The organism is Janthinobacterium sp. SUN211, assembly GCF_030587315.1.
GTDB lineage: Bacteria > Pseudomonadota > Gammaproteobacteria > Burkholderiales > Burkholderiaceae_D > Janthinobacterium > Janthinobacterium kumbetense.
Map to the genome: position 1 here is coordinate 236,436 of NZ_JAPWIC010000005.1, position 26,525 is coordinate 262,960.

The following is a 26,525-nucleotide window of genomic DNA, read 5'->3' on the forward strand; positions in this document are numbered from 1 at the left end:
GGGCTTTTTTCAATTGTGCGGAGGGTGCGCACTGTTGATTTTATGGCACGCGTCATGATTTTGTTGAATAGCGTAAAGTCTTGCAAATATTACAGGAGCGCACATTTTGCGAACTCATGACGATAGCCCCCGGCTCCCGGCCCGGCCCAGCCTGTTGACGCAGGCGCAGCAGGCGGAGGCCGACCGTAACCGCATCCTGAGCACGCTCGAGGGTGGCAATGCCGGCGCGTCCGCGAAGGCCAGGCGCCGCAGCCTGGCCCTGCGCGGAGGCGTGGGCGCGTTGCTGCTGTTATTGGCAGCGGGCGTCTGGCTGGGGCAGCGCGGCGAACGGGTTGGCGACGACGATGCGCGGGCGGCGCCGGTTTCCCCGCCCGTCGCCACCACCGCGCCCGCCGCCGTGGAAGCGCCTCCGGTCGTCGCCAGCATCCGTGACGAGGCGCTGCCCGGCGCCGCCGCACCGCAGCAGAGCCTGAGCGAGATGCTCGATGCCGGCGCTGCCGCCACAGCCGCCACTGCCGCTGCCCGGAACGCGGGTGCCGCGCACCCCGGCGATGTCCTGAGCAAGGCGCTGGAAACGCCGTCGCCCCCAGCCGCCGCCTCGAAACCCGTCACGAAACAGGTGGCCAAGGCGCCCCGTCCGGCAGCCAAAAAACCGCCGGCGAAAGGGCCTGCGGCCACGCCCGCCCGCCGCGCGGAAGACAGCGATATCGCCCTGCTGTCGGCCCTGCTGGCACACGCGCAGGCCGCGCCGGCGCCGAAGAAAACCGTTCCCAATCTGCGGACCCAGTTGCAGCAATGCGCGGCGCTCAAGCGCGACGCCGCCGCCGCGTGCCGCGCGCGCGCCTGCCAGGGCCATGCCGATAACGCGCAATGCAAGGCCGGGCAAGTTGCCGTGAAAGGCGAAAAATGAGCGCCGCCAGCGCCGCTCAGGTCAACGCTTCCCTCGCTGGTTTCAGCAGTGTGACGCGGTTGTATGAGCTGTCGCTGGACGGCGGCGACGCCGGCGACGGCGGGACGGCGCAGTGGCTGGTGGAAGCGTTTGTCGCCGACGAGCAGTTGCAGGCCGTGGGCGTGCGCGACGTCATCGTGCTGTCCACGCAGGCGAATGTGGCGCTGGCGCCTCTGCTGGGCAAGCGGGCCGCGCTGCACGTCAGCCTGGCCGACGGCAGCCGCGCTGTCTTCAGCGGCTATGTCAGCGAAGCGGCGATGCTGGGCAGCGACGGCGGACTGGCCCGTTTCCGGCTGCGCCTGACGCCGTGGCTATGGCTGTTGAGCCAGGTACGCAACAGCCGCGTCTGGCAAGACAAGAGCGTCATCGAAATCGTCGACAGCGTGTTCCAGGCTTACGCGCCGCAAGCCGACTGGCGCTGGAGCGGCGACACGGGGCCGTTCATGGCCGAGGTGCCGCCGCGCAGCTATTGCTGCCAGTACCGCGAGTCGGACCTGGCCTTCGTCACGCGCCTGCTGGGCGAAGAAGGCCTGGCTTGGCGTTTCGAAGAACACGAGGGTGGCCATTGCCTGGTACTGTTCGCCGACAGCAGCGCCTTGAGCGCGGTGCCTGAAGACGCCAGCAGCGCGCAAGGCGGCGGCATCCGTTTTCATGGCGCGCGGGCCATGGAGCAGGCCGACGCCATCCAGGCGCTCAGCCGGGCACACGCCTTGCGCACGGCGGTGGCGACCGTGCTCAGCTACGATTACAAGGCCAAGAAGGCCGTCAGCGCCAGCGTGCCGACGCGCTTGGCGCCGGGTGGGAAAAATGCGCCCATGCTGGAAAGCTATGACACGCCAGGCCAGTATTTCTATGCCAATGCGGCCCAGGCCGAACACTATGCCTTGTTGCGGATGCAGGCGCTCGAAGCGCGCGTCGAACGCTGGCAGGCGCGTTCGACGGTGCGCACCTTGCGTGCCGGCACGCGCTTTACTCTGACGCAGGGACCGTTGCAGCAGGACGGCGCCGACGCGCCGGCGCTGGTCGTGCTGCGCGTGTACAGCGTGGGCGTGAATAACTTGCCGGCGCCCGCCAGGCAGGGCCTGGCTGAGCTATTCGGCCCCATACCCGAATTGCTGCAGGAAGGCCTGGCTGGCCAGGCGCTGGCGCCGCGCGATATCGCGCATGTCCAGCAAGTGATCGCCCAGGCGGTCGAGAGTGGCTATGCCAACCATATTGAGGCGATCGCGGCCGATACGCCATGGCGCCCGGCACCAGAGGGCGGCGATGCGCGCCACCATCCGGCACCGACGGCCCGCGGCAGCCAGAGCGCCATCGTCGTCGGCGCCGACGGCAGCGCCAGCGGCGGCAGCGAGATCCATTGCGACAAGCTGGGCCGGGTGCGCATCCGTTTCCACTGGCAGCAGGAAGGCTGCGCCACCTGCTGGGTACGCGTGGCGCAGCGCTCGGCCGGCGGCGGCATGGGCAGCCAGTTCCTGCCGCGCATCGGCCAGGAAGTGCTGGTGCAATTCCTGGAAAACGATATCGACCGCCCCATCATCGTCGGCGCCCTGTACAACGGGCAGGGCGAGGGCGGCGTCGCGCCCTCGCCGGGCGGCATCACGGACAAGCCCGCGGATGCCCGTGTCTTCGAACCGGCGCGCGACCATGCGCCATCGGCGCAGGGCAACATGGCCGGCGGCAACAGTCCGGTCTGGCATGGCGCGGCCGGCGGCAGCGCCGGCCACCGCAACGGCGCGGCGCAATGGGGTATCCGCAGCAAGGAATTCGGCGCCGCCGGCTACAACCAGTTGCTGTTCGACGATACCGACCAGCAGGGGCGCATCCAGCTCAAGAGCAGCCATGCGGCAAGCGAACTCAATCTTGGCCACCTGATCCATGCGGCCGACAATTACCGGGGCAGCCTGCGCGGCATGGGCGCCGAGCTGCGCACCGACGCTTACGGCGCCGTGCGGGCCGGCGCCGGGCTCCTGATTTCCAGCTACCTCGTCAACCACGACGCGCAGGCGCGCGATCCGGCCGGCGACAATGCGCCGGGCATGGTCTTGCTCAAGCAGGCGGCCAAGCTGGGTGCAACCTTCAGCGCCGCCGCCGTCACGCACAAGACGGTCGCGTATGCGAGCCACTTGGGGCCGGCCAAGGCGAATGCCAGTGTGCTCGACGAAAAGGCGGCGCCCTTGCCGGCATTCCTGACCAGCGTCTCCGGCATGCTGAGCCAGGACGATACGGCCGCCGCCAGGCGCGACGCGGCGGGCAAACCGACCAGCCCCGGCGATGACAAGTTGCCGCACAGCAGCGACGCCATCATCGCCATTGCCGCCCGCGCCGGCCTGGGCGTGCTGGCGGGCCAGGATATCCAGCTGGCAAATGGCGAAACCACCTCCTTGATGAGCGGTCTGGACACCCAGTTCGTCGGCGGCGGCCAGCTGCGTGTGCACAGCGGCCAGGCCATCGGCGCCCTGGCCGGCGTCGTCAAGGCGGGCGAGAACAATATCGGCCTGCAATTGATCGCCGCCAAACAGGCCATCGACCTGCAGGCGCAGGCCGACGTGCTCAACGTGCAGGCGCGCGAGGAAGTCAACATCGTCAGCGCCGCCGCGCACATCGACTGGGCGGCGGCCAAGAGCATCCGCCTGTCGACGGCGGGCGGGGCGAACATCACGATCGAGGGCGGCAACATCACCGTGCAGTGTCCCGGCAAGATCACGGTGCATGCCGGCAAGAAGAGTTTTACGGGGCCATCCCGTGCAAGCTACCCGCTGCCGGTCATGCCTCGCAGTATTTGCAAGGAATGTCTGTTAAATGCGGCCAGGAGCGGCTCGCCTTTTGCCGCGAAGGGGGAGTAAGCATGCGCGACGACGATGGCGGGGCTCCCGCCTGCGGCTTGCAGCTGCTTGCGCTGTTCGATAGCCATCCTGCCGACCAGGGCGTGACCCTGTACAGCTTGATTGACGGCGCCAAGTTCGATGGTTTGGCCCGTATCCGCTTGCCAAGCGATCACAGCGTCGAGTTGTATTCCTTGTTAGGTGAATTGGCCGAGCCAGACGCCCTGTACGCCGGCCCGATATTGTTGCGGCATATCAAGGGCGAGCAATGTCCCTTGCTCGCCCAATTGCTTTGCACTGCCGGCAGCGCCCATTTCATGTCGCTGATTGTTTCTGACCGGCCCCTGCCGCAATTGCTGGAACGGCTGACGTGGCTGACCGAGGTGGAGCACGATGACGGTACGGAGTGGATCATGCGCTACTACGATCCGCTTATCCTGCCGCACTGGCTGGACGTGCTGGAAACGGCGCAGCGCCAGGCTGCACTCGCGGAAATCACGGGCTGGTTGTACATGGACGTGCGTGGGGTGCCACAAATTGTACCTGGCGAGAAGGATGAGGAGTCTGTGCCCCTTGGAAGTGAACGAATGCTTTTGACACAACATCAATATGTCGAGCTGATGAATAGAACAGCGCCGTACATGCTGATGAAGCAAATGGAGAGCGATGATCCGCAGGCGCTCGACGGTTTGCCTCCGGATCAGCGCTATGACTTTTTCTTTCAACAGCTGGGCAGGGCGCAGGCATATGGACTCAGTTCGCCCACAGACTTGAAAAGCTACTGCATGTTGTCGCTCATGCTGGGCGCCGATTTTCATCTGTCCCCAATCGCCGCCATCGCTTTGCAGGCCACGGGAACGGCGCAGTCATTCAGCGACCGGATATTGGCCTGGACTCCCCAGCAATGGGCTGCACTCGAAGAAATTTCCGCTTCCAGCATATGAATGCGATCCCGACATGAAAAAACTGACCTCTATCGTATTGTGCCTGGTTATTTTGGCCGCTTGCAATTCCAAGGAAAAGGAAAATCGCTTGCAACAGGAATTAAGCGAGAAAACCTTCACTACCACCTCATATAACTACACGCCGTACGATATTTACTCCATCACCTTCAAGGGTATTTCACTGCCATTCAAGATCGATGAAGCTCCCAGCGGCGGTTCCATTTTTTTTCGCGACGCCAGCGAGGCGGAAATGGACAATGGTGAAAAAGTCCGTTTCAGTAGCGGAAATTGCTGTTTTATCTGGGACACTCCCGTGGATAAACCGCTGAGAGTGCGCGTGGTCTGGAGCGTGGTGTTCGATACTGCCTATCACAATGGAAAATCGAGTGTTGACTATGATGAACGCACTTCCAGGCAGAGTTCTCCCGGAAGCCGCTGGTGTCAGGCCACTGTGGACATTCTGCCCGCCAAAGGGCCAGATCGTCCAACCACCGTGCTCTTGCACTTTCTTGCCGATGGAACAGTCCAGGCACATCTGGGAACCTTCAAGACGCAGGCGCCACTTGCTGCCGAGCAAGTGAAACTGCATGCCACGCGCCTTCCCCAAGGCCAGTTCTGCAAGCAGGAAATCGAGAATCCTTTTTATGGCATACCTCGCACACCGCATAGGGAATAGACCATGAGTAAACCAACGATACGCCGGCTTAGCGACGTCACGAAGAGTGAAAGACTTGCCCGAGGAATTTATCGCAAGGAATTGGAGAAATGTGCGAAGGAGTCGGATTGCCGAAAGCCCGTCTGGATCAGTTGTTTTTTTGATGGAACTGGAAATAATTTCAAAAAAGATGGAAATGGTTCGCTGGCTTCGTCGAATGTAAAGTACAGCAATATTGCGAAACTGGGAAAGTTTGCGCATACGGCCGAAGACGAAAAAAACAAGACCTACGCGATATATACGCCAGGGGTCGGCACGCCGTTTCCGGAAATTCAAGACAGCGGTGATGGAATCGATGGGGCGCTCGGCATGGCATCGGCTGCCAAAGGGCAGGCCCGGATCAGCTGGATGCTGAAGGAGTTGAAGGTGCGGGTGGACAAACACATGCCGCATGTAAATCAAATCAATGTTGCCGTGTTTGGTTTCAGTCGGGGGGCGGCCCAGGCGCGGGCCTTTGTGCGTCAGTTGGCTGGACAGTGTTATCAGCAGGGAGATGGTTTGATCTGGATCAAAAGTGGCGGATTTATTCAACCGCGTCTGGTGATTTACTTCCTCGGCATTTTTGATACCGTGGCCTCGGTGGGGTTTGGCGGTAGCCGCCTTGAGTCCAATCTCAAATATCACCTGGGACCTGTCTGGGGCGGCGTGATGTATCTGGCAGACGAGGGCGGCCATGCGGAATGGGCCTCCGATCTGCGTATTCCACCGTATGTGCGCTTTTGCGAGCATTATGTCGCAGCGCATGAAGTGCGCGAGAAATTTCCATCAGACTCTATCCGAATCGACCAGGCCACTGACTCGAACTGTCGGGAAACCCTTTATCCCGGGGCACACTCCGACGTGGGCGGCGGTTATGACGACATGAATCAGGAGGGGCGGTCAAACGAACTGGCGCGCATTCCGCTGTGCAATATGTATCTGTCGGCATATGCCGCCGGGGTGCCGTTCAAGTCACCCGAAGAGGTTCTTCAGGATTATGGCTCGCTGTTTAACATCAGCAGCGAATTGGAGGCATGCTTCGATGCTTACATGAAGCACGTCAGCGCGGACAAGCGGCTCGAGACGCAAGTCATCAGCCACATGAACAATTACTATCATTGGCGCTGGGGACGCACGGAACGCCAGCGCGCGGCGCGCAAAGAACGCGAAGCCATCATCGCAAAGGGGCAGTCCGTCATGTATGCCACGCCTGACAAGTACATGACCACGACGGACAGCGAATGGGAACGCGACGTTCAGAACATTGCAGAAAAGAAAACCGGCTTTTTTCGCAGTGCCACGGAACCGCTGGAGGACGCGATCTACGATGCCTGGAAAGGCAAGCTCCGAAAGTCGCTGTCGGTTGCGGAGCGGACTTTATTTGACAAATTCTTCGATCGCTATGTGCATGATTCTGTTGCGGGATTCAAGAATCAGATGAGTGACGCCAGTATCGGCTTTGTTGAAGCCAGTCGCTGGTCCCGAAACCGGCAGTATTTCATGGGAAAACGAGGCAAGAAATATCTTTATTGGCGATATGAGGGGGAAAAACCGGCATCGGGCGGCGTAAAAGAGGCGATGCTGGTGCCGAAAGAAGCGTCGACAGGTGGCGACACGGCGATAGCCTAGCAGAAACGGGCCTAGCCGCTATCTGGCGCGGGCCGCCGCCCTGGCTTGCTTGTCGCACTCGCGCACGGCCGCTTTGCATGCGGAAAACGCTTCCAGATACGTCACGGCGGCCTGCCGCTCTTCGACCAGTTCCGCCACCCGCTGCGTGAGCTGCAACGGTGTCGTCGGGGGCAGGTTTTTCAGTTTCTTGCTGATATCTTTGAGAGAACGTTGCTGACGCGCCAGTTCCGCGGCCAGCACGGCCTTGCGCTCGGCAGCGGGCAGGGCAGGATACAGCCTGCCGTTGCCGGCCTTGACGCTGCCATCCGCCGTCATCGACTGCGATTCGTGCGGGGCGCGAAATTCCAGCGCCAGCTTGCCATCGGCTTGCACGACGACCAGCAGCTCCTCGGTGGCATTGCCGGCAGGCAACGGCAGCGTGCGCGTTTCCGGCTTGCCGTCAGGCAACCAGCGGTACTCGATGGTCAGCTGTACCGGTTTGTGCGGCGTGGCCGGCAGGTAGAAACAGCAATTGGCGGCGCTGCTCATGTAAGGGTTCAGGGGATCGGTATCGACGGCATTGGCGGGATTGCCGGCATCGCTGACGCCGACCTGGATGGGACGGGCGCTGTAGTTCAGGGTGCTGACCACTATCTTCGCATCATCGGCCCGGGGCCGGTAATCGTGCTGGCCGCGCTCGCCGCGTTCGGCATGGCCTGCCAGCAGCGGCCGGCGTTGCATGGACTTGATGCCGATGGCAAAGATATGACTCAGGTAGCCGGTATCCGAACGGCCGTCGCGCGAATAGCTGTCGCCGGGCGGGCGGTAGAGGTAGCCGATGTCTGCGATGGCCAGGGTGCGTACCTTGCTGTCCTGCGGAAATAGTGCTTCCTCCAGATAGCGGTCCCTGGCGCCCATCACCTTTCCAGAGAGCACGCCGGCCCACGCCCGTTCCCCTGCGAAGCGGGGAAAGACGTTGAATTCGCCGTTGATGAACGGTTCGATTTTCAGCACATCCTGCGTCATGCCCGTGACGGGATCGATGACGGAATAAATCCCAGGGAAGGGGGCGTCGGTGGCGTGCGAGAGCGTGGGCATGGCGAAGATGAGGCAGGCTGCGATCACGGCCGGTTTGTGGCTCATGCCGGCTCCGATCGCATACAGTGTGGCTGACGGTGGAATGCCACCAGGTCGGCGGGATAGAAATTGGCATCGCGGTAGCTGCTGTCGTCGATATCGAGCAGGCAGGTGATGGCCGCCGCTTCCCATGACCAGTAGCCTGAAAAGGACGTGTCGCGCGCGTGGCTGTCATAGTAGGGTTCGCGGCGGCTGGCGTCATACCATTGCCTCAGGTAATCCTTCATCAGCGCCGGGCGCTGGTTTTTTTCTGCCGCAAATATCTTGAGCGTCTTGACGTAGGGCAAGTGGCGGGTACATTCCGGCCAGGCGGTATCCCTGTTATCGATGGAAAATGCCAGCAGGCGTTCGACCAGCCCATCTTTTTCGTGGTTGTTGAAATCGATGACTGGCGCCAGGCGGGGCAGCAAATTGCCCCAACCCAGGAGAATGCCAAGGCAGATCATGCGGTTGACCTGCTCGTAGCCATCACCGGGCAGGGCGAAGTGGGGAAATCCCTGTTCCGCAGCGCAGGCCTGCACGTCAAAAGCCCTGTCATAGTTGGCAAACTCTTCCCAGTGTTCGAGTATCGTGGGATACAGCGCGCGCAGATCGGCTATCGTATGACCGGCGCTGTAGGCCAGGCTGAGCAGGTCTATGCCATCCCAGGCCCGCTGGCGCGTGGCCGTCATGAAATTTTCTGGCGGGATATTTTGCAGTACTTCGGCAGGCTGTTGCAAGCCTGCCTCCACCATGTCGAAGCACTCGTCGTGGCTGTCTTTGCTTTCAAGGTAAATCGCGTAGGACAGCAGCGGTTCCCTGCGCCAGGCCAAAAAAGTGTGTTCGTCCAGAGTCTGCATTCTTACTCCCGAAAATCCGTGTCACGGCAGGGCTGTTTGCCTTCGACATGCCCGCCATCGCTTGCCTCATTCCTATCTATGCTGGTATAGCGAGCTTCTTTCGATAACTGTCGCGCATAGTCAACGAGGTCTTTTGGATAGACCAAATGGTCTATGTCGCTGTCATCGAGGTCAAAAACAAAAACCATTGCAGCTGCTTCAAATGCCCAATAACCATAATATGGAGCGTAGCCTTCATCGCTGATTCTGAGATGGCCGTTGTACCAGCGAGGATGGTCCTTCATCGCCGGGTACCATTGTTTTAAATACTTCTTGAGTAAATTTCGTGCCGAATTTTCATCATCTTCATAAACTGTCTGCAGCAAGACATCGTACGGTTTGCCAAGTACGCAAGTGTCGATCATGATCGCATCCTCCACATAGGCGCTAATCAGTTCCTCGAACAAGCCATCCTGTCCACGGTGGCTGCTAAGTATGCGTATGATGCGACTGACCGAACGCTGGTCACGCAATAATATAGCGATACTCAGTAATTGCAGCGTATCTTCATAGTCGCCAAGGTCGCCAAAATTTGGTGCTGCCCGATATTTATATGGGCCATATTCAGGGTATTTCGATAATATTTCCTTCTGATGGATTTGATCGACTTCATTCCACTCCGTAAACTTGTCCACGATGCCAGACAGGCGTGGTGCGAGGTCCTTTATGGGCATGCCCGCAGTGTAATCGAGTAGCCAAATCCAGAAATTTTCAAGATACAGAAAATTGTAAGCCAGACTGAGATCTGCCGCGGATTCAGCCGATTCCTTATTCTTCTGTTGGACTTTTATCAGGGCAAGTGAATTTTCCAGGGTTTTTTCATACAGTTCCTGGTAAATGAATTGCTGGCGGCGGCGATCATCGAATGGTGGATTTTTCATTTTATTCGCCGCCTTCTCGTTTGGCCGATGGTTTCATCTCCACGCTGCTGTGGCGGCCTTCTTTCCGCAGCTGGCGCGCATAATCGACCAGGTCCTTGGGGTAGACCAGATGGTCGATCTGGCTGTCCTCCAGGTCAAGTAAAAAAACCGCCGCACCCGCTTCAAATGCCCAGTAACCGTAATAGGGAGCATACCCCTCGTCCCTGATTCTCAGATGCCCGTCGTACCAGCGGGGATGATCTTTCATGGCTGGATACCACTGTTTCAGGTATTTTTGGACCAGTTTGAGTATCTCTCTCTCATTATTTTCATAGAAAACCTGAAGCAAAGTATCATAGGGATTTTCGAGAATGCACGAATCAAGATCTTGCTTATTCTCGACATATGCGCCAATCAATTGCTCAAATAATCCATCCTGGCCACGGTGGCTGCGTAACACATGGATGATGCGCAAGGCCGAATGTTGATCGCGCAGTAATAGTGCAATACTGAGTAGTTGTAGCGTGTTCTCATAATTTGCAAGCGTGGAAAAGTCTGGTGCTCCCTTGTATTCGTACGGCCCATAATCCGGAAACTCAAGCGCCGCTTCCTGTTGACAGAATTGATCGACCTCATTCCAATCTTCAAACTTATCCACGATGCCGGCGATACGCGGCGCCAGTGCATCGATCGGTTCACCCGCTGTGTAATCCAGCATCCAGATCCAGAACGCTTCCAAATACAGAAACTGATGTACCACAGAGTTTTCCAGCGTTGATTCCACTATTTTTTTATTTGCAAGTCGGACTTCAATTAATGCGAGCAGATTCTCCCGCGTTTTATGATAAAGATCTTCGTAGAGAAATTTCTGCCGGCGCCGCATATCGAACGGGGCGGCCATCATTGTTTGTCCGTCGTTTTTGCTTCTCGCTGGCGCAACTCGGCGCTGGGCCAGTCGCTGTCGGCGTCGAAGCGCCGCATCCAGCGTAGCGAGTCGGCGTCATTGAAGCGTTCGTTAGGGTCGCCGTCCCATTGGCCAAAGCCCAGCAGCGCCATGTGGTCGTTGCGGATCGGCTTGAGCAGTTTGTTGAGCAGCGCCGGCAATTCCGGCACGCCGTCCTCCACCGGGTAGAGGGCCGGTTCCTCGCCCAGTTCGATCCATAGGCCTGCGCCGAGCTCGTCGATCCGGATGTGCGGATGTTGCAGGCTGAGTTTTATCTGGTCGCGGCTGAGATCCAATTTTTCGCGCCACATATCCGACAGCAGGAAGCCCCAGGTTGGCGGGCGAATGCCGTCTGCCAGCGAGCCGCTCATGGAAAAAGGATAATCAATGTCCAAACCAAAAAATCGAGGTGCCAGAGAGCGTTCCCACACGGTCACTGCCGAGCGGGTGCCGAAAGCAATCGGATTGGCCATCGAAAAGCCGCTATAAACCTGATCAGGTTTTAGTTTTCCCATGGTTTCCAGAACAAACCGCCGCCATGCATTCTTGTTATCCTTCCACCATGACCAGCGATAGTAGAATTGAATGAATGAGTAATCCCTGTTTGACGGTTCTGAATTATCGTTCATATGATCCCGCATTTTCCAGAAATATCCAGCAGTGGAAGGCGACGAGTTATGTTTTTTCTGATCGGTAAAATTGAAAATGAAAATAGTCTTCTTTTTTTGTTTTTCTTGCAAACTCACGCAGATCAGGTAAACGTTTCGATCCGTAAGGGTGCGGTCTCTCAGAACTCGGATGCGTTGCGATAATATATGGATTTCCTGTGATTTTATAAAATTCTTCATGGATATCAATCATGAGATTGGATATGTCAAGATGGCGTTTAGTATCATACAAGAAGTAAAATGTTATGAAAGGAGACACCCCCAGATCTTGATTACCATCGTCACAGGACATGTTTGGCCATTCTTTGAGGTCAGCAACCATTCCCTCTACATCTTCGGCAGTAAAAAAACGTTCCGTTGTGCTCATCTTTTCTCCTCTCACTGCATTGTTTCTTTACGCCTTCATAAAACGCCACACCGTCAAGCCATAGGCAGAATCCAGATTGCTCATGATCTCGCCCTGTTCAAATCGCCGGGTTGACGGAGGAACGTCCAGCGCTTGCCACTGGCCGGCCTGCGGGCAGACCTAGCCGGCTTCAGCGCGCAATTCCAAAGGCCTCTGCACTGGACCAGCCGCTGACTGTGCGAGATGGAATTTGGCTATTGTTCTTCACTCCAATGCCAGATGGTTTCACCGTATGCCGCATCGTCAAAAACAGGCATCACTTGGCCTTGCGCGAAGTGGCTACGGCTGTGTAACCTTGTTGGGGCTTCCCAGAAGCCAGTTTGGGGGCAGGGGTGACCACCCTCAACACGACCGGCCTTATTTATTAAGTCAGTATCCATGCTTGTGTAACGGTGTTCCGCGCGTAACTTGCGGCCATAATTGACCAAGTCTTTAGGGTAGACCAGATGATCGATAGCGCTGTCGTCCAGATCGAGAATAAAGACTGCAGCTCCGGCTTCAAATGCCCAATAGCCATAATAGCCGGCATAGCCCTCTTCGCTGATCCTAAGGTGCTCGTCGTGCCAGCGTGGATGATCCTTCATTGCCGGATACCACTGTTGTAAATATTGCTTGAGCAAGCTGAGTGTGGCAGTCTCACCTTCTTCATAAAAGACACCTAGCAAGGTGTCATAAGGAGCGCCAAGCACGCAGGTATCGCGCTCGACGACGTTGTCGACATAAGCACTGATCAATTGCTCGAACAGGCCATCTTGACCGCGATGGCTACGTAGTACGTGGATGATGCGTTGGACCGAACGCTGATCGCGTAGCAAGATGGCAATGCTCAGCAGTTGCAGTGTGTCTTCATAGTCGGAAAGTGTCGAGAAATCGGGCGCCCCCGAATATTTATATGGACCATATTCAGGCAGCTTCAGTGCACACTCCTGTTGATACTTTTGATCCACTTCGTTCCACTCTTCAAATTTGTCCACGATATCGGCGATTTGAGGCGCCAGTTGATCGAGGGTTATGCCAGCCGTGTAGTCAAGCATCCATATCCAGAGTAATTCCAGATACAGGAAATGATGAACGGAGGAGCTTTCGCCTATCGAATATGCATCCTTTTTGTTTTCTTCTCCTCCGCGGATCAAGGAAAGTTGATTTATCCGTGTTTTTTTATAAAGTTCTTCATAAAGAAATTGTTGCCGACGCCGTTCGTGAAAGACGTTATTTTTCATGGTGAAGTACCATTTTTCTTGTTTGGTGCAGATTTCTTCAAGATGTTGTCGGACATTACTTTCAACGTAAATGCCTAACATACTTGGCTGTGTGAGATGAAATATTGACTATTGTCCTTCACTCCAATGCCAGATTGTTTCGCCGTATGCCGCATCGTCAAAAACAGGCATCACCTGGCCTTGCGCGAAGTGGCTGCGGCTGTGTAACCTTGCTGAGGTTTCCCAGAAACCACTTTGGGGACACGGATTTCCCCCTTCAACACGGCGGACATTGTGCTGCTGTTTCGTATACAAGCTGGTGTAACGGTTTTCTTCGCGTAATTTTCGCCCGTAGTCTACAAGGTCTTTTGGATAGACCAGGTGATTGATGCCGCTGTCATCGAGATCGAGTAGATAGACTGTTGCGCCTGCTTCGAATGCCCAGTAACCATAATAACCGGAATAACCTTCCTCGTTGATATGCAAGTGTTCGTCATACCAGCGTGGATGATCCTTCATGGCTGGGTACCATAATTTCAAATACTTTTTCACAAGATTGAGCGTCGCACTTTCGTCTTCTTCATAAAATACCTGCAGCAGCGTGTCATAGGGTTTTTCAAGAATGCAACTGTCTAGATTTATTTCTTCTTCGACATATCCTCCAATTAATTGTTCGAATAAGCCATCTTGATCACGGTGACTACGTAGCACATTAATGATGCGCATGACCGAGTTCTGGTCGCGCATTAAAATGGCAATGCTAATTAATTGAATGGTATTTTCGTATTCAAAAAGATTGGAAAATTGCGGGGCGCCGACATATTCGTAAGGTCCAAATTCTGGAAATTCAAGTGCAGCAGCCTGTTGAAATGATTGATATACATCATTCCATTTTTCAAATGCGTCGATAATAACAGCAAGGCGCGAGGCAAGTTCATGGATGGGGACGCCTGCGGTGTAGTCCAACATCCAGAGCCAAAATAGTTCGAGATGCAAGAACTGATAAATCGAATTTTTTCTTTGTGTTGTGCTGGCTACTTTTTCATTATCATTTCCTACTTTAATGAGGAGGAATTGATTTTCTCGTGTTTTATTGTAAAGTTCTTCATAGAGAAATTGCTGTCTGCGTCGGTGATGAAAGGGTAAATCTTCCATGGCTACTTGCTTTTTTCTTGGGTAAATTGTATTCCTGTCAAAGAAGGTACGCGCATGCTGAAACCGCAATGCATGATTGCCTTTTTCAGTCGAGCATCAGGTCGATGGTTTCGAACATCAGTACCGTCGCTGTTCTTCATGCGTTCAGGAAGCGCCACACCGTCAAGCCATAGGCGCAATCCAGATTGCGCATGATCTCGCCTTGTTCAAATCGCCGGGTTTGCGGCGGAATGTCCAGCGCTTGCCACTGTCCGGTCTGCGGGCAGGCCTCGCCGGCGTAGGCGTGCAATTCCAAAGCCTCCTGCGCTGGGCCGGTCGCTGGCTGTGCGAGATGGAATTTGGCTATTGTTCTTCACTCCAATACCAGATGGTTTCACCGTATGCCGCATCGTCAAAAACAGGCATTATTTGGCCTTGCGCGAAGTGGCTGCGGCTGTGTAATTTTGCTGGGGTTTCCCAGAAGCCAGTTTGAGGGCAGGGCTGGCCGCCCTCGACGCGTCCCTTGCGCATCAGTGGTTCTGTTTCCTGACTGGTAAAGCGGCCTACTTCCCATAACTGTCGTGCATAGTCGACCAGGTCTTTGGGGTAGACCAGATGGTCGATCTGGCTGTCGTCCAGGTCGAGTATAAAGACGGTCGCCCCTGCTTCGAATGCCCAGTAGCCGTAATAGGCGGCATAGCCTTCCTCGTTGATGTTGAGATGCTCATCGTACCAGCGCGGATGATTTCTCATAGCTGGGTACCACTGTTTCAGGTATTTTTGCAGCAGGACTAAGCTAGCTTTCTCATCTTCCTCATAGAATACTTGCAACAGGGTGTCGTAGGGTTTGCTGATAATGCAGGTGTCGAGGTCTTGACTGTCCTCGACATATGCGCCAATTAATTGCTCGAACAGCCCATCGTGGCCACGGTGGCTACGCAGTACGTGGATGATGCGTCGCACCGAACGCTGATCGCGTAGCAGGATGGCGATGCTGAGTAGTTGAAGCGTGTCTTCATAATCGGAAAGGATGGAAAACTGTGGCGCTCCCTCGTATTCGTATGGCCCGTATTCTGGAAAGTCAAGCGCCGCTTCCTGTTGATAAAGTTGATCGACTTCATTCCATTCTTCAAATTTATCCACGATGCCTGCAATGCGCGGCGCCAGTGCATCGATCGGCTCACCTGCCGTATAGTCGAGTATCCAGATCCATAGCGCTTCCAAATACAAAAACTGGTAAATGACAGTTTGACTTTGTGTTGATTCGGCCACTTTTTTGTTGGCAAGTTGACCTTTAATTAGTGAAAGTTGATTTTCTCGAGTTTTAGTGTAAAGCTCCTCATAAAGGAATTGTTGGCGACGGCGTTCATGGAATTCTGGGTTCTTCATTGTTATTTTCTCCGCTTTCTCTTTCCTGAAACTGCTTTGCTTGATTTATTCTTGTTCTCTTGCTGTTCTTGTTGATCGACTGGTTTTTTAGACGTTGCTTTTTCGAGGCTTCTACGTCCTTTGTCTATGCGATCAATTTCCATATAGTTGAATGTGTCGCTTATGCCATGAGTTTCTTTGTGTTTGTCATGTATTTTTATATTGTAATGATCACCTGACGCGAGTAATTCCAATGTCGCTGCAAGATGGTCGACAACTCCAGGTGCTGCTGCTAACTTGAGCTTGCCATGCGGGTGTGCCGCCGTCACAAACGGATTAGAGAGTGCGGTGCTTCCCAGTATTAGATATGTCCAGCGATTTTTTAAATTTTCAACGGATTGCATGACACCGTTTTTGGTGCTGTTGGTAAGCCATTTTTTCCCCATCTGCGTGCCCTTTATACGTTCACCGAGCAAAGTCCATAACATCAGCTCTCTATCGTTGAGGGATGCCGGGGGGCGTGGGATGTTGCCACGTTCCACTTCCTTTTGCAGCCGCTGGAACAGTGTGTAGGCACTGCTACTGAATTTTGCTTCGATGAAATGGAAAGTGTCGCTATTTGTCTGCCAGATGGTATCCACACCATTTTGTAGCATTTTTTTTAAGTCTTCGGGTACAAGCTCTGTCGGGCGTTTGTGTGCATTATCGGGACCGACAACGCGCGGGTAGTCAAAGCGCCATTTTCCATTGACGTTACCGTGCGGCCAGGCGGTGGCTTTTTTAAGCACGTGTTCCATATGATAATAATCTGCCATATGCTCGCCGATGAGTCCCTTTGGCCCGAATGGCACTTTGGACAGCAATTCGCGAATCTGCCGCGACGTATTCTTCACCGGTGCGGTGCCGCCGTCGCTGCTCTGGCGGTGCGAGTCGTCCACGGGTTTGTGTTCCTTGCCCTTGCCCGGCGAGTCCCGTTCTTTGGTTTTTGCTTTGGTATCCACGCCCTTGGTTTTTTTATCGGTGCTGATCGTGGGCGACTTGAACTGGGCGTTGGCGCTGTGCGGATGTGTGTTGCCGGGCTTGTGATTGTGCCTGGCTGCCGTATTGGCGCCGGTGCCGGCGGCGACGGCGATTTTTTTTGCCGCCCATAACGCGTCTTCGCCCAGCATGTCCTCGATCAAGTCCTGCAACGCCTTGGCGCCTTGCGCAATGCCGGCCTTGAGGGGGCCGCGCACCGCTTCGACTTGCGGCTTCATGTCGCGTGCCAAATGCTGCAAGTCCGATGGCAGCCACCAATGGCTGGTCGACAGGTAGCCGAGCAATTGCACGCAGTTGTCCAGCGCGCTCATGGCCGTGCTGATTGCCAGCTGGGTGTTTTGCGCCCACTGGAAGGTTTTCAGGAATTTGATCGCGGCGCCCTTGCTCTTGCCCAGCATGGCTTCGATCATGACATTGCCGCCAGCGGCCGCCGCGCCAACCTCCTTGCGGTACTTGCGCAAAGGCTTGATGATGGTCTTGAACAGGCTGCCGACTTCCGGAATGCAGCCGAACGCCGCCAGCGCCATGTCGACCCAGTCATCGCGGGTCGCGCGCGACACGCCTTTCCTGCCGACCCGGTAGATCATGCCCGAGACATCGCGCACATCCATCACCTGGTCAACCACGGGGATCAGGGAAATGGCGCCGCCGACGATCATGGCGGCCTTGCCCTGGTCATCCTCGAAGTCGCCCAGGATCAGGTCCTTGAAAAACTCTACAATCTCATCGACAAAGTTCTGGCTCATGGTTGGGGATCCGGTTTACTGCTTTTCCTGGCCGCTTCCAGCAATGCGGAAGCCTGTTTCAGCTGCTGCCTCGCTTGCTGCAGACGGGGTTCCGCTACCAATGGCGGCGCTACCCAGTCGCGCTGGTCCTCGCCATATTCAATGTGATATGCGCCGGGAGGAATGTTTTCGAGGCGGGCATGGCCCTTGTCGTTGAGCAATCCACTGAGTGAAGTACCATTGGCGAACGTGATTTTGTAGGGGGAGTTAATGACAGGTTCGAGATCGCCATAATGCAGGTTCAGTTCGACTGCCCGGCCCAGGTCGGCTGCATTCGGCATCGCCGGCAAGGTGGGCTGGCTGCTCGCCGGCCCCGTCAATTCCTTCATGCTGGCGTTGAAATCGATCTTGCCCGGTCCATGCAGCATGATGTTGCCGCCTTCGAGGCGGATGTACGCGCCCTGGGCCGTCATCAGGATGTGCTGCTTGGCCGCCGCCGTGACGCTCTTGGCGGTGCTGCTGACGGTGATGGCCTTGTCGGCCGTCAGCCGTGTCGCATCGGACTGGCTTTGGCTGCTGACCTTGCCGCTGGCCGCATGCAGGCGGATGCCGGTTTCCTGGTTGGGCTTATCCTTGCTGCTGGCCTTGCCATAGGTAAACAGGCTGATGCCCTTGCCCAGCGCGTACAGGCTGTTGCCCTGCGCGGCAAAGTTGAGATCCGCGCCCGCCGCCAGACTGCCATTGCCGCCGGCGACCAGCACGGCGTTGGCCGGTGTGGTGGCGGCGATGCCGGACGGACTGGATAATTGCAGCTGCGGGTCGCCATACGCGCTGGCCTGGCCTTCGCCGCCCGCCGCCTGCTGGCCCTGGCCCGCAGCGGCGGCGCCCTCGGCCGTCGCGCCCAGGACCTCGATGCTGTGCTGCATCTGGGCAAGGGCGGGGAGCTGGGCGGCTGGCGCAGGCGTCTGCGGCTGGTCCGGCGTGGCAGCGGAAGCTGGCGCGGCCGCACCGGCTGTGGCCGGGCTGGGCATTTCGAGCGCGAAATGTTTTTGCGCCTGCTCGGCCAGCGAGGTCTGCAGTTGCAAGCTTTGCCTGAGTTGTTCCAGCGCTTCCTGCGCATCCATCTGGCTGCCGCCGGCATCGCGGCCATGCGCCGACAGCAGCATGCCCGCTCCCGCGCGCAGGGCAGCGCTGTGTTCTGTTTTCAGCTCGGCGCCAAAGCCGGACGGCGCCAGCCGCTGGTTGTCGCTCTGGTGGCGCAAATGGCCCAGGTTCAGTTCGGCCGTGCCCTGGTGAGGGCCGGCGTGGCGCTGCAAGGCGACACGGCCCTGGCCCGGGCTGTCGTCGAATACCAGCTGGCTGTAGGCGCCGCCGCCGCCCTGGCTGGCTTGCATGGCTTGCGTCTTGATGCCGGACAAGGCCGCCGGGTGGGCGTGGGCGCCGGCCTGGCCGGGAAACCAGGCCGGCGCGTTGCCCGTCGCCGCGCCCGTGCCCTGGCTGACCTGGTTGTTTTGCGCGTCTGCCTGGCCGCGGCCGTTGTACAGCGTGCCGATGACGACGGGGCGGTCGATATTGCCTTCCAGGAAATCGACGAGCACTTCCTGGCCCACGCGGGGCAGGGCGTTGCTGCCCCAGTTGGCGCCGGCGACGGGCGCCAGCGGCGTGGCGACCCTGACCCAGGTGCCGGCGCTATCGTCGCCGGGCGCGCCCGTGTGGCCGTCGGCTGCCGGATGCGCCAGGCGGCTATGGCTTTGCGCTCCCCGCTGCCAGTGGAATTGCACCTTGATGCGGTGGTCGCGGTCCGTATGCAGCTGGACGCCGGCCGGGCCGACGACGATGGCGGTCTGCTGACCCATGATGCTGGGGCGCGGATGCAGCAGTTGCCCATGCTGGTCGGCATAGCTGCTGCGGTAGGGGATCTTGCTGCGGATGGCGTCGATGCGGTTGCGGTAGGGCGGGCGTTCGCCGATGGTGTCGCCGACGGCATGCAGGCTGCCGGCCGCTTCGTCGCCGATCAGCGCGTCGAGCAAGCCCTTGCCGAAGCGCTGCAGCAGTCCGCCGCCCAGCTCCGCATCGAGGTTGTTATGCATCAGGTGCACCGTGCGGGTGACGAGGAAAGTCGCTGCGTCGCCATCGCCCGCCGCGTCCGTTTGCGCCTGGCCGCTCAGGGTGAAGGTGGTGCCGGGCGCCAGGGTGCGCACGGTGCCGGCGCCGGTAAACACTTCCCTGGCCGCCGTCAGCGCCTGCAATTGGCGCTCGGCAAGCCGTTGTCCGTGCTCACGCGACGGGTAGGCATAGGCGCCGGGCGCGTCGCGGCTGAGCAGCGCCATCGTCCCGTCCCTGGCGCCAGCGGCGCTGATGGGGCGCTGGCCCAGCGCGCGGTAATCCCAGCTGGACAGTTCGATGCCGTTGGTTTGCTGGCGCAACTGCATGCGCCAGCGGTCCATCGTGTCTTGCGGCATGACGGCGCCTGGCTGGCTGTAGGCGATGCTGGCTTGGGCGTTGGGCTTGAAGCTGCCGTTGTGGTCGGCGATGACGAGGGTATGGCTGCCCAGGCTGGCACTGCCCGCATCGCCCGTGTGTTCCGCATAATAAAACAGCCCTTCCTCGCTCATCAGCCGTTCCGCAAAGGCCCAGTCGCTTTCCTGATACTGGCTGCAGATGCTGCGTTTCGGATAGGCCGCGCGGTCGAGCAGGTCGAAGCGCCAGGCGGGCGCCAGCATGCCCTGGCCCTGGTAGCGGGCGAAGACGACTTCGAGGATGTCCGGTACCGCCAGGTCCTGGAAGACGCGGCTGTCGCGGCCGTGCGCCAGGAAGGCCGTCCACGGCTGCATGGTCAGGTTGTAGCGGGCAAAGCCGCCGTTCGCGCCCGCCAGTTCGACGGCGGTGATGTGGCCGTGGAACGGGCGCCAGTCCTCGGTGCCGGCGGCCGTGCGCAATTCCAGCAGGATGGGCTGGCCGATCAGCGACTTGAGGGGAATGGCCGCGTCGAGCGACAGGGCGGCGATATTGAAGACATAGCCCAGTCCCAGGCCTTCCTCGCCGCGCACGCATTCGGCCAGCAGCTTGTCCGGGCCCAGGGGCGTACTCAGCTTCAGCAGGCGCGTGGCCTGGCTGAAGCCGGTGGCGACGGGTGACGTAGCAGGTGACGGCGACGCGCTTGCTTGGACCGGTTCGGACATTGATTGGAACTCCGTGTGGAGAAATGAGCGTACTTGCAATTAATTCAATGACTTGCTTATAAGATTACACCTTAGAAATAGTGATTTAACAAGCGCGATTCAATTGAATCGTGCGGCAGGCCGGGTCGTGCGCGGGCCGTGCGGGCCGTTTTTGCCCCTTCTGCTAGAGTGCGGATCTTGCCAATTCCACCATTGCAAAAAATACTGCTAAATATTACTTGGAAGCAATAATTTGGCGTGCCGTGCCTGTTTTTCGGCAGCCGTCCCCCGTGAACCGGAGCAAGAATGAATACAATGAAATGCGCGGCTGCCGCCGTGCTGTGTGCCAGCCTGTCGCCCCTCATGGTGACGGCATCCCCCGTCGAACCACCGTTTCTCGATGTGCTCGTCCATCTGTACGCCAGTTGCGTCCAACCCGCCTATCACCAGGCCGAGCTGCGGGTACAGGACGGGACGGGGCGCTACCAGATCGACGTCAAGGGCGAGGCTTACACGGTCGAACTGCAGGAGCGCATGGGCTTTTCGCTGCAGGCGGGCATTGACGGTCCCGTGGCAGCCGTCGTCAAGCTGGACCGGCCGCCAACGGGGCAGTTCGGGGAGCAGGCGCGCTGGCGCGAACGCTGGCTGCGCGATGTGGCCGAGCGCAGCGGCGTGGCGCTGGAAGAGCGGGCGCTGGCCGGTGGCGCGCGCCTGCTGATCGTGAACAAGGGCGAGATCAAGGGCAATTATGTGGGCCAGTCCCTGCTGATCGATCCGGCGCGGCTGTTGTTCATTGATGTGGCGTGGCCGAACACGCTGGGGATCTATCGTGGCCCCGACGGCTTGCGGCATGTGCGGCAGGTGCAGGACGACGTCTGGCAGCGCCTGCTGTCTTGCCCGCCGGCTGCGTGACGCTGGCGGCTGCCGCATACCCCTACTGCGCGCACGCGCATAGACAAATAATAATGATTCTCATTTATAATTCGAATCCATGGGGGTGCGATGGGCTGGCGCCATGGCGCCACGGTCGGTGAAGGAGGGCATGATGGGCAGTGTGTATGGCAACGAAGACATGATCGCGCACGAGCATCGCGTGCTGATGGGGGAATATGGCCGCGCGCAGGCGCGCTGCAGTGCGCAACTGGCTGCGCAGGCGGCCCGCATCGCGCAACTGGAGGCGGAATTGATGCGCGCGCGGGCGCAGGTCGTGATCCGCGATACCCGGCTGGCGCTGGCGCGCGACGAGCTGGCGGAACTGGCGGCCAGCGTGCCGGGCTTGCCGACGCGCGCCCGGCTGGCCCGCCGGGTCGAGTGGCTCGGCGAACGGGTGCAGGACCTGATGCGCGAATTGCTGCGCCTGCAGTGGCTGCCCACGCCTTCCGTCGTACCCGTGCCCGCCTTGCAGGCCGATGTGCGCGAAAAAGCCGTGCTATATGTGAGCAACTATTCAAGCCTGGAGCTTGGCCAGGACGCGGGTGGCGCCAACGTGGCGCAGCAAGCCATCGAGCAGGCCGGCGGGCGCTTCCTGCACCATGCCGGCGGCGACGATGGCGCCGACGATGCGGCGGCGCTGGAAGCGGGCCTGGTGGCTGCCGACCTGGTGATTTGCCAGACGGGCTGCGTCAGCCACGACGCCTACTGGCGCGTGCACGACCACTGCAAGCGCACGGGCAAGCAGTGCGTGCTGGTGGACCAGCCGCAAGCCATGCATTTCGTGCGCAAGGAAGCGCTGGCCGCTTCTTAACGCCCGCTTAATCCGCATCGGGCAGAATGGCCGTCCATTCGACGTTATAAAGAGCGCCCATGCTGTCCCTGCAAATCGGCCCCCTGGCCCTGCCTACGGGCCTGGTCCTGCTGATCGTTTCCCTGTGCGTCGCCTACGGCGCGGCGTGGGCGGTACGGCGCTATCGCCAACTGCCGGCCGCCGGCCCCCTCGTTTCCGACATGCTGATCGCCGGCCTGCTGGCGGCGCGGCTGGCATTCGTCTTGCGCTGGCACGAACAGTATTTCAGCTCCCCCTTGGCGGCGCCCTGGTCCATCCTCAACATCCGCGATGGCGGCTTCATGGCGCCGGCCGGCATCGCCGCTGGCGTGGCCATCGCCGCGTGGCGCTGCCGGCGTCCCGCCATGGCGGCCATGCGCCGGCCTCTCGCCATCAGCGTGGCGTCGGGCGCGCTGGTCTGGGGCGTGCTGAGCGCAGGGATCTCGCTGGCCTACGACAAGCCGGCGGCCTTGCCGGCCGTGGCGCTGCAGGCGCTCGATGGCGCACCGGTGACCCTGGCGGCGCTGGCCGGCGGCAAGCCGCTGGTGGTCAATCTGTGGGCCAGCTGGTGCCCGCCATGCCGGCGCGAGATGCCCGTGCTGGCCGCCGCGCAGCAGGCGCGCGCCGATATCGTCTTCGTGTATGCGAACCAGCGCGAGGATGCGGCTGCGGCCAGCGCTTTCCTGGACAGGAGCGGCGTGACCCTGCGCAATGTGCTGCTCGACAGCGAGGCGGCGCTGGGCAAGGCGGCCGGTTCATCGGCCCTGCCCACCACCCTGTTCTATGACGCGCAGGGGCGCCTGGTCGATACGCACCTGGGCGAATTGTCCGACGCTTCGCTGGCCAGCAAGCTGCGCAAGATCGCGCCGGCGCCATAGCGCCTGTTCCTGCCTGAATGAGCCGCCCATCCGCGAGGATGCGCGGCTTTTTTTTAACGCCTTGCCGCACGCGGCGCGCTTTCTGATAGTATACCCCCCTATAGTATTTATCGGAGTGAAACCATGGGACACACGGCGCACAACAAGACCAAGCTGTTGAACAGGATCAAACGCATCAAGGGACAGGTGGAAGGCCTGGAGCGGGGCCTGGAAGAGGGGCGCGACTGCGGCGAAGTGCTGCAGCTGATCGCGGCCGTGCGCGGCGCCGTGAATGGCCTGATGGCCGAAGTCATCGAAGAACACCTGCGCGAGCACGTGGCCAGTCCCGATATTTCCGGCGACGAGCGGGCCAGGGGCGCCGACGACATCGCGGGCATCCTGCGCACCTACCTCAAGTAAGGAGTACGTCATGCAAACGCCATCCATCAAGGAAGACCTGTCCGCCTGGCAGCATGAACACGTCTTTGGTGCAGCCAGCGACAAGGCGGAACGCCGCGCGCGCATCGTCATGTGGATCACCCTGGCCACCATGGTGCTGGAAATCGTCGCTGGCTGGTGGTACAACTCCATGGCCCTGCTGGCCGACGGCTGGCATATGAGTTCGCACGCGCTGGCCATCGGCCTGGCCGCGTTTGCGTATGCGGCCGCGCGCCGCTATGCGCGCGACCCGCGCTTTGCCTTCGGCACGTGGAAGATCGAAGTGCTGGCCGGCTACACGAGCGCCATCCTGCTGCTGGGCGTGGCCGTGCTGATGGTGGCCGCTTCCGTCGAACGCCTGTTCTCGCCGCAGCCCATCCACTATCCGCAGGCGATGGTGGTGGCGGCCTTCGGCCTGGCTGTCAACCTCGTGTGCGCGCTGATCCTCGGCGGGCACCACGACCATGGCCACGATCACGGTCATCATGATCATCATGACCATCACGGTCACCATGAGCAGCATGGCCACGGCGAAGACTTGAACATGAAGGCCGCGTACGTCCACGTGCTGGCCGACGCCGCCACGTCCGTGCTGGCCATCCTTGCGCTGGCCGGCGCGTGGGCTTACGGCTGGCGCTGGCTCGATCCCGTGATGGGCATCGCGGGCGCCGTGCTGGTGGCCCTGTGGGCGAAAAAGCTGATGCAGGAGACGGGCAAGGTCTTGCTGGACCGCGAGATGGACCACCCCGTGGTGGATGAAATCCGCGAAGCCGTGGAAGTGGAAAGCGCAGGCGACACGCCGCGCGTCGTCGACCTGCACGTGTGGCGGGTCGGCAAGCAGCTGTATTCATGCGCCCTGTCCGTCGTCAGCCGCGACGCCAGCCTGACGGCGGCCGAACTGCGCGCGCGCATCGGCATCCACGAAGAAATTGTCCACAGCACCATCGAGATTATTCGCCGTCATTGATAATGATGGCGAAAAAAGCAAGCTGATGCGGGGCGTAGGCAGTATAATGTCGGCTTTTACAGCACGCGCTGTTCACCAGACAGAGAAGAAAATGAGCACATTACCACCATGCCCGCAATGCCAATCCGAATTCACGTATGAAGATGGCAGCCAGTTGATCTGCCCTGAATGCGCGCATGAATGGTCGGCCACGGCTGCAGAAGCGGCGGAAGAGGGCGCCAAGGTGTACCGCGATTCGGCCGGCAATATCCTGCAGGACGGCGACACGGTCAGCGTCATCAAGGACTTGAAATTGAAGGGCGGCGGCGGTGTCGTCAAGATGGGCACCAAGGTCAAGAACATCCGCCTGGTCGACAGCGACCACGATATCGATTGCAAGATCGACGGCTTCGGTTCCATGAGCCTGAAAACCGAGTTCGTGAAAAAGGTCTAAGCTATATATTACCATTCGCGGCGCGCCTCGCATTCCTGCCGGCGCGCCGTTTTTTATTCAGAATCCATGCAAATCGATCATCTCCGCCAGCGCCTGCGCGCCCTGGGCGCCAAGCCCCTGCACGAACAGCGCGTGCTGCGCGACTGGATACAGGCGCAGCCGCACGATCAGGGCCGGCGCCGCGCCGAAGATTTTTTGCCGCTGCCCGTGCGCGAGGCCTTGCCCGCGCTCGACCTGGAATTGCAGGGCATGCTGAAATTGCTCAGCACGCACCCGGGCGCCGACGGTTCCGCGCGCCTGCTGGTGGGGCTGCACGATGGCCAGACGGTGGAAAGCGTGCTGCTGCCGCGCGATGGCTTGTGCGTGTCCAGCCAGGTCGGTTGCGCCGTCGGCTGTCAGTTCTGCATGACGGGCCGAGACGGCTTGATCCGGCAGGTGACCAGTGGAGAAATTGTCGCCCAAGTGGTGCTGGCGCGCACCTTGCGCCCCGTGAAAAAAGTCGTCTTCATGGGCATGGGCGAACCGGCGCATAACCTGAACAACGTGATGGAAGCGATCGACCTGCTGGGCACCGAGGGCAATATCGGCCACAAGAACCTCGTGTTTTCCACCGTGGGCGACCCGCGCGCCTTCGAGCGCCTGCCGCAAGGTCGCGTCAAGCCGGCGCTGGCCCTGTCCCTGCATACCACCAAGCCTGCGCTGCGCGAACAGCTGCTGCCGCGCGCGCCCAGGCTCACCCCGCAGGAACTGGTGGACTTCGGCGAATCGTATGCGCGCCTGACCGGCTACCCGGTGCAGTACCAGTGGACCTTGATGGAAGGCGTCAACGATGGCGAAGACGAGATGGACGGCATCGTTGAACTCTTGAAGGGGAAATATGCGGTGCTGAACATGATCCCGTATAACACCATAGCCGACTTGCCGTTCCAGCGCCCCAGCTGGGAAAAGGCACGGGCGATCGCCGCCGCCCTGCACGCGCGCGGGGTGCTGACCAAATTGCGCGATTCGGCCGGGCAGGACGTGGAGGGCGGCTGCGGACAGTTGCGGGCGCGCGAAGCGAAGGGCAGGGTCATTCCCATCCGCGCCGGCGTCTAGACACCACCCAGCAAGTCGTTTTCATTCAGGATCGCAAAGGCGATTTCAGGATGCGCAGCCAGGCAGCGGCGTACGGCGGCCGGAATGGCGGCGCGCGTCTTGCGGCACAGGCCGGGCCGCTCCAGCAGACGGATCTGGAAACCGCGCACGGTGCGCACTTCGCCGCTGCCCGGTGTAATCTGCAATTCCACGCCCAGGTTGTCGCGCAAGCGCTGCTGCAGATTCCGCAACTGCGCATGGGTGGCGATGCCCTCGATATGCGCCAGCAGGCGCTTTTCTTCCGTCAGGTTCAGGCGCAGGATGGCAAGGTCCGCCTGCGCATCGTCGAGCAGGCGCTCGCGTTCGCAGTCGCACAACTGCGGCGGGCACTCCTTGCGGATTTCAAAGTCGACGATGCGCATACGCGGCTTCCAATGGCGATCCCGGATAAATCAAG

General features: G+C 59.3%; 25 protein-coding genes. 12 read left to right on the plus strand and 13 right to left on the minus strand.

Translation table 11 applies throughout. The annotated features are described in order from the left end of the window. The first annotated feature begins 106 nt into the window (after nucleotides 1–106). From O3301_RS18415 to O3301_RS18435, 5 genes are read left to right on the plus strand one after another with little or no spacing between them, the layout of a single operon-like run. Nucleotides 107–910: a hypothetical protein gene (locus tag O3301_RS18415; protein WP_305057084.1), complete on the plus strand. Its 804-nt coding sequence runs from the start codon at nucleotides 107–109 to the stop codon at nucleotides 908–910. Continuing rightward, nucleotides 907–3,795 (plus strand): type VI secretion system Vgr family protein, encoded by a 2,889-nt coding sequence (locus O3301_RS18420; protein ID WP_305057085.1) that lies wholly within the window; start codon nucleotides 907–909, stop codon nucleotides 3,793–3,795. The genes O3301_RS18415 and O3301_RS18420 overlap by 4 nt, the downstream gene beginning before the upstream one ends. 2 nt (nucleotides 3,796–3,797) lie before the next feature. After that, the gene (locus O3301_RS18425) at nucleotides 3,798–4,718 is read left to right on the plus strand and encodes a DUF4123 domain-containing protein (protein ID WP_305057086.1); all 921 of its coding nucleotides are present in this window, start codon (nucleotides 3,798–3,800) and stop codon (nucleotides 4,716–4,718) included. Between the two features lie 13 nt (nucleotides 4,719–4,731). Beyond that, a complete protein-coding gene (locus O3301_RS18430; protein ID WP_305057087.1) occupies nucleotides 4,732–5,394 on the plus strand; it encodes a hypothetical protein in 663 nt (220 codons plus the stop codon). A gap of 3 nt (nucleotides 5,395–5,397) precedes the next feature. Beyond that, nucleotides 5,398–7,041 (plus strand): DUF2235 domain-containing protein, encoded by a 1,644-nt coding sequence (locus O3301_RS18435; RefSeq protein WP_305057088.1) that lies wholly within the window; start codon nucleotides 5,398–5,400, stop codon nucleotides 7,039–7,041. 18 nt (nucleotides 7,042–7,059) lie between these two features. Here O3301_RS18435 and O3301_RS18440 read toward each other — a convergent pair whose 3' ends face one another. From O3301_RS18440 to O3301_RS18495, 12 genes are all read right to left on the minus strand, one after another. After that, a complete protein-coding gene (locus O3301_RS18440; RefSeq protein WP_305057089.1) occupies nucleotides 7,060–8,163 on the minus strand; it encodes a hypothetical protein in 1,104 nt (367 codons plus the stop codon). Continuing rightward, on the minus strand, nucleotides 8,160–8,996 hold the full coding sequence (locus tag O3301_RS18445; RefSeq protein ID WP_305057090.1) for a PoNe immunity protein domain-containing protein: 837 nt from the start codon (nucleotides 8,994–8,996) through the stop codon (nucleotides 8,160–8,162). Before O3301_RS18445 ends, O3301_RS18440 begins: the two co-directional genes overlap by 4 nt. A 2-nt stretch (nucleotides 8,997–8,998) precedes the next feature. Beyond that, nucleotides 8,999–9,916: a PoNe immunity protein domain-containing protein gene (locus O3301_RS18450; RefSeq protein ID WP_305057091.1), complete on the minus strand. Its 918-nt coding sequence runs from the start codon at nucleotides 9,914–9,916 to the stop codon at nucleotides 8,999–9,001. A 1-nt stretch (nucleotide 9,917) separates the two neighbouring features. Then, nucleotides 9,918–10,799 carry a PoNe immunity protein domain-containing protein gene (locus O3301_RS18455; protein WP_305057092.1) on the minus strand — a complete coding sequence of 294 codons (882 nt, stop codon included), beginning with the start codon at nucleotides 10,797–10,799 and terminating at the stop codon, nucleotides 9,918–9,920. Further along, nucleotides 10,796–11,584 (minus strand): type VI immunity family protein, encoded by a 789-nt coding sequence (locus tag O3301_RS18460; RefSeq protein ID WP_305057093.1) that lies wholly within the window; start codon nucleotides 11,582–11,584, stop codon nucleotides 10,796–10,798. The genes O3301_RS18455 and O3301_RS18460 overlap by 4 nt, the downstream gene beginning before the upstream one ends. Continuing rightward, nucleotides 11,514–11,873: a hypothetical protein gene (locus tag O3301_RS18465; protein WP_305057094.1), complete on the minus strand. Its 360-nt coding sequence runs from the start codon at nucleotides 11,871–11,873 to the stop codon at nucleotides 11,514–11,516. Before O3301_RS18465 ends, O3301_RS18460 begins: the two co-directional genes overlap by 71 nt. A 233-nt stretch (nucleotides 11,874–12,106) precedes the next feature. Continuing rightward, nucleotides 12,107–13,132 carry a PoNe immunity protein domain-containing protein gene (locus tag O3301_RS18470; RefSeq protein WP_305057095.1) on the minus strand — a complete coding sequence of 342 codons (1,026 nt, stop codon included), beginning with the start codon at nucleotides 13,130–13,132 and terminating at the stop codon, nucleotides 12,107–12,109. 108 nt (nucleotides 13,133–13,240) lie between these two features. After that, nucleotides 13,241–14,266 (minus strand): PoNe immunity protein domain-containing protein, encoded by a 1,026-nt coding sequence (locus O3301_RS18475; RefSeq protein WP_305057096.1) that lies wholly within the window; start codon nucleotides 14,264–14,266, stop codon nucleotides 13,241–13,243. 136 nt (nucleotides 14,267–14,402) lie between these two features. Beyond that, complete coding sequence (locus O3301_RS18480; RefSeq protein ID WP_289906684.1) at nucleotides 14,403–14,561, minus strand: hypothetical protein; 159 nt, start codon at nucleotides 14,559–14,561, stop codon at nucleotides 14,403–14,405. A gap of 47 nt (nucleotides 14,562–14,608) precedes the next feature. Then, nucleotides 14,609–15,634: a PoNe immunity protein domain-containing protein gene (locus O3301_RS18485; RefSeq protein WP_099664642.1), complete on the minus strand. Its 1,026-nt coding sequence runs from the start codon at nucleotides 15,632–15,634 to the stop codon at nucleotides 14,609–14,611. A gap of 2 nt (nucleotides 15,635–15,636) precedes the next feature. Beyond that, nucleotides 15,637–17,397 carry a hypothetical protein gene (locus O3301_RS18490; protein WP_305057097.1) on the minus strand — a complete coding sequence of 587 codons (1,761 nt, stop codon included), beginning with the start codon at nucleotides 17,395–17,397 and terminating at the stop codon, nucleotides 15,637–15,639. After that, nucleotides 17,394–20,558, minus strand: coding sequence for a type VI secretion system Vgr family protein (locus O3301_RS18495; protein ID WP_305057098.1), 3,165 nt, complete (start codon nucleotides 20,556–20,558; stop codon nucleotides 17,394–17,396). The genes O3301_RS18490 and O3301_RS18495 overlap by 4 nt, the downstream gene beginning before the upstream one ends. A 285-nt stretch (nucleotides 20,559–20,843) precedes the next feature. Between O3301_RS18495 and O3301_RS18500 the strand changes: the two genes are divergently transcribed. From O3301_RS18500 to O3301_RS18530, 7 genes are all read left to right on the plus strand, one after another. Next, on the plus strand, nucleotides 20,844–21,449 hold the full coding sequence (locus O3301_RS18500; RefSeq protein ID WP_289915942.1) for a hypothetical protein: 606 nt from the start codon (nucleotides 20,844–20,846) through the stop codon (nucleotides 21,447–21,449). Nucleotides 21,450–21,582: 133 nt separating this feature from the next. After that, on the plus strand, nucleotides 21,583–22,281 hold the full coding sequence (locus O3301_RS18505; RefSeq protein ID WP_369812211.1) for a DUF2325 domain-containing protein: 699 nt from the start codon (nucleotides 21,583–21,585) through the stop codon (nucleotides 22,279–22,281). Between the two features lie 59 nt (nucleotides 22,282–22,340). Further along, nucleotides 22,341–23,177 carry a TlpA disulfide reductase family protein gene (locus O3301_RS18510; RefSeq protein ID WP_305057100.1) on the plus strand — a complete coding sequence of 279 codons (837 nt, stop codon included), beginning with the start codon at nucleotides 22,341–22,343 and terminating at the stop codon, nucleotides 23,175–23,177. A 123-nt stretch (nucleotides 23,178–23,300) separates the two neighbouring features. Next, complete coding sequence (locus tag O3301_RS18515; RefSeq protein ID WP_099664637.1) at nucleotides 23,301–23,576, plus strand: metal/formaldehyde-sensitive transcriptional repressor; 276 nt, start codon at nucleotides 23,301–23,303, stop codon at nucleotides 23,574–23,576. Between the two features lie 10 nt (nucleotides 23,577–23,586). Next, entirely contained in the window at nucleotides 23,587–24,561 is a 975-nt protein-coding gene (gene dmeF, locus O3301_RS18520) for a CDF family Co(II)/Ni(II) efflux transporter DmeF (RefSeq protein WP_305057101.1), read from the plus strand. 91 nt (nucleotides 24,562–24,652) lie between these two features. After that, the gene (locus O3301_RS18525) at nucleotides 24,653–24,994 is read left to right on the plus strand and encodes a zinc ribbon domain-containing protein YjdM (protein ID WP_077402365.1); all 342 of its coding nucleotides are present in this window, start codon (nucleotides 24,653–24,655) and stop codon (nucleotides 24,992–24,994) included. Between the two features lie 66 nt (nucleotides 24,995–25,060). After that, nucleotides 25,061–26,089, plus strand: coding sequence for an RNA methyltransferase (locus O3301_RS18530; protein WP_305057102.1), 1,029 nt, complete (start codon nucleotides 25,061–25,063; stop codon nucleotides 26,087–26,089). Here the strand turns inward: O3301_RS18530 and O3301_RS18535 are convergent. Continuing rightward, on the minus strand, nucleotides 26,086–26,490 hold the full coding sequence (locus tag O3301_RS18535; protein ID WP_305057103.1) for a hypothetical protein: 405 nt from the start codon (nucleotides 26,488–26,490) through the stop codon (nucleotides 26,086–26,088). The genes O3301_RS18530 and O3301_RS18535 overlap by 4 nt on opposite strands. Nucleotides 26,491–26,525: the final 35 nt, after the last annotated feature.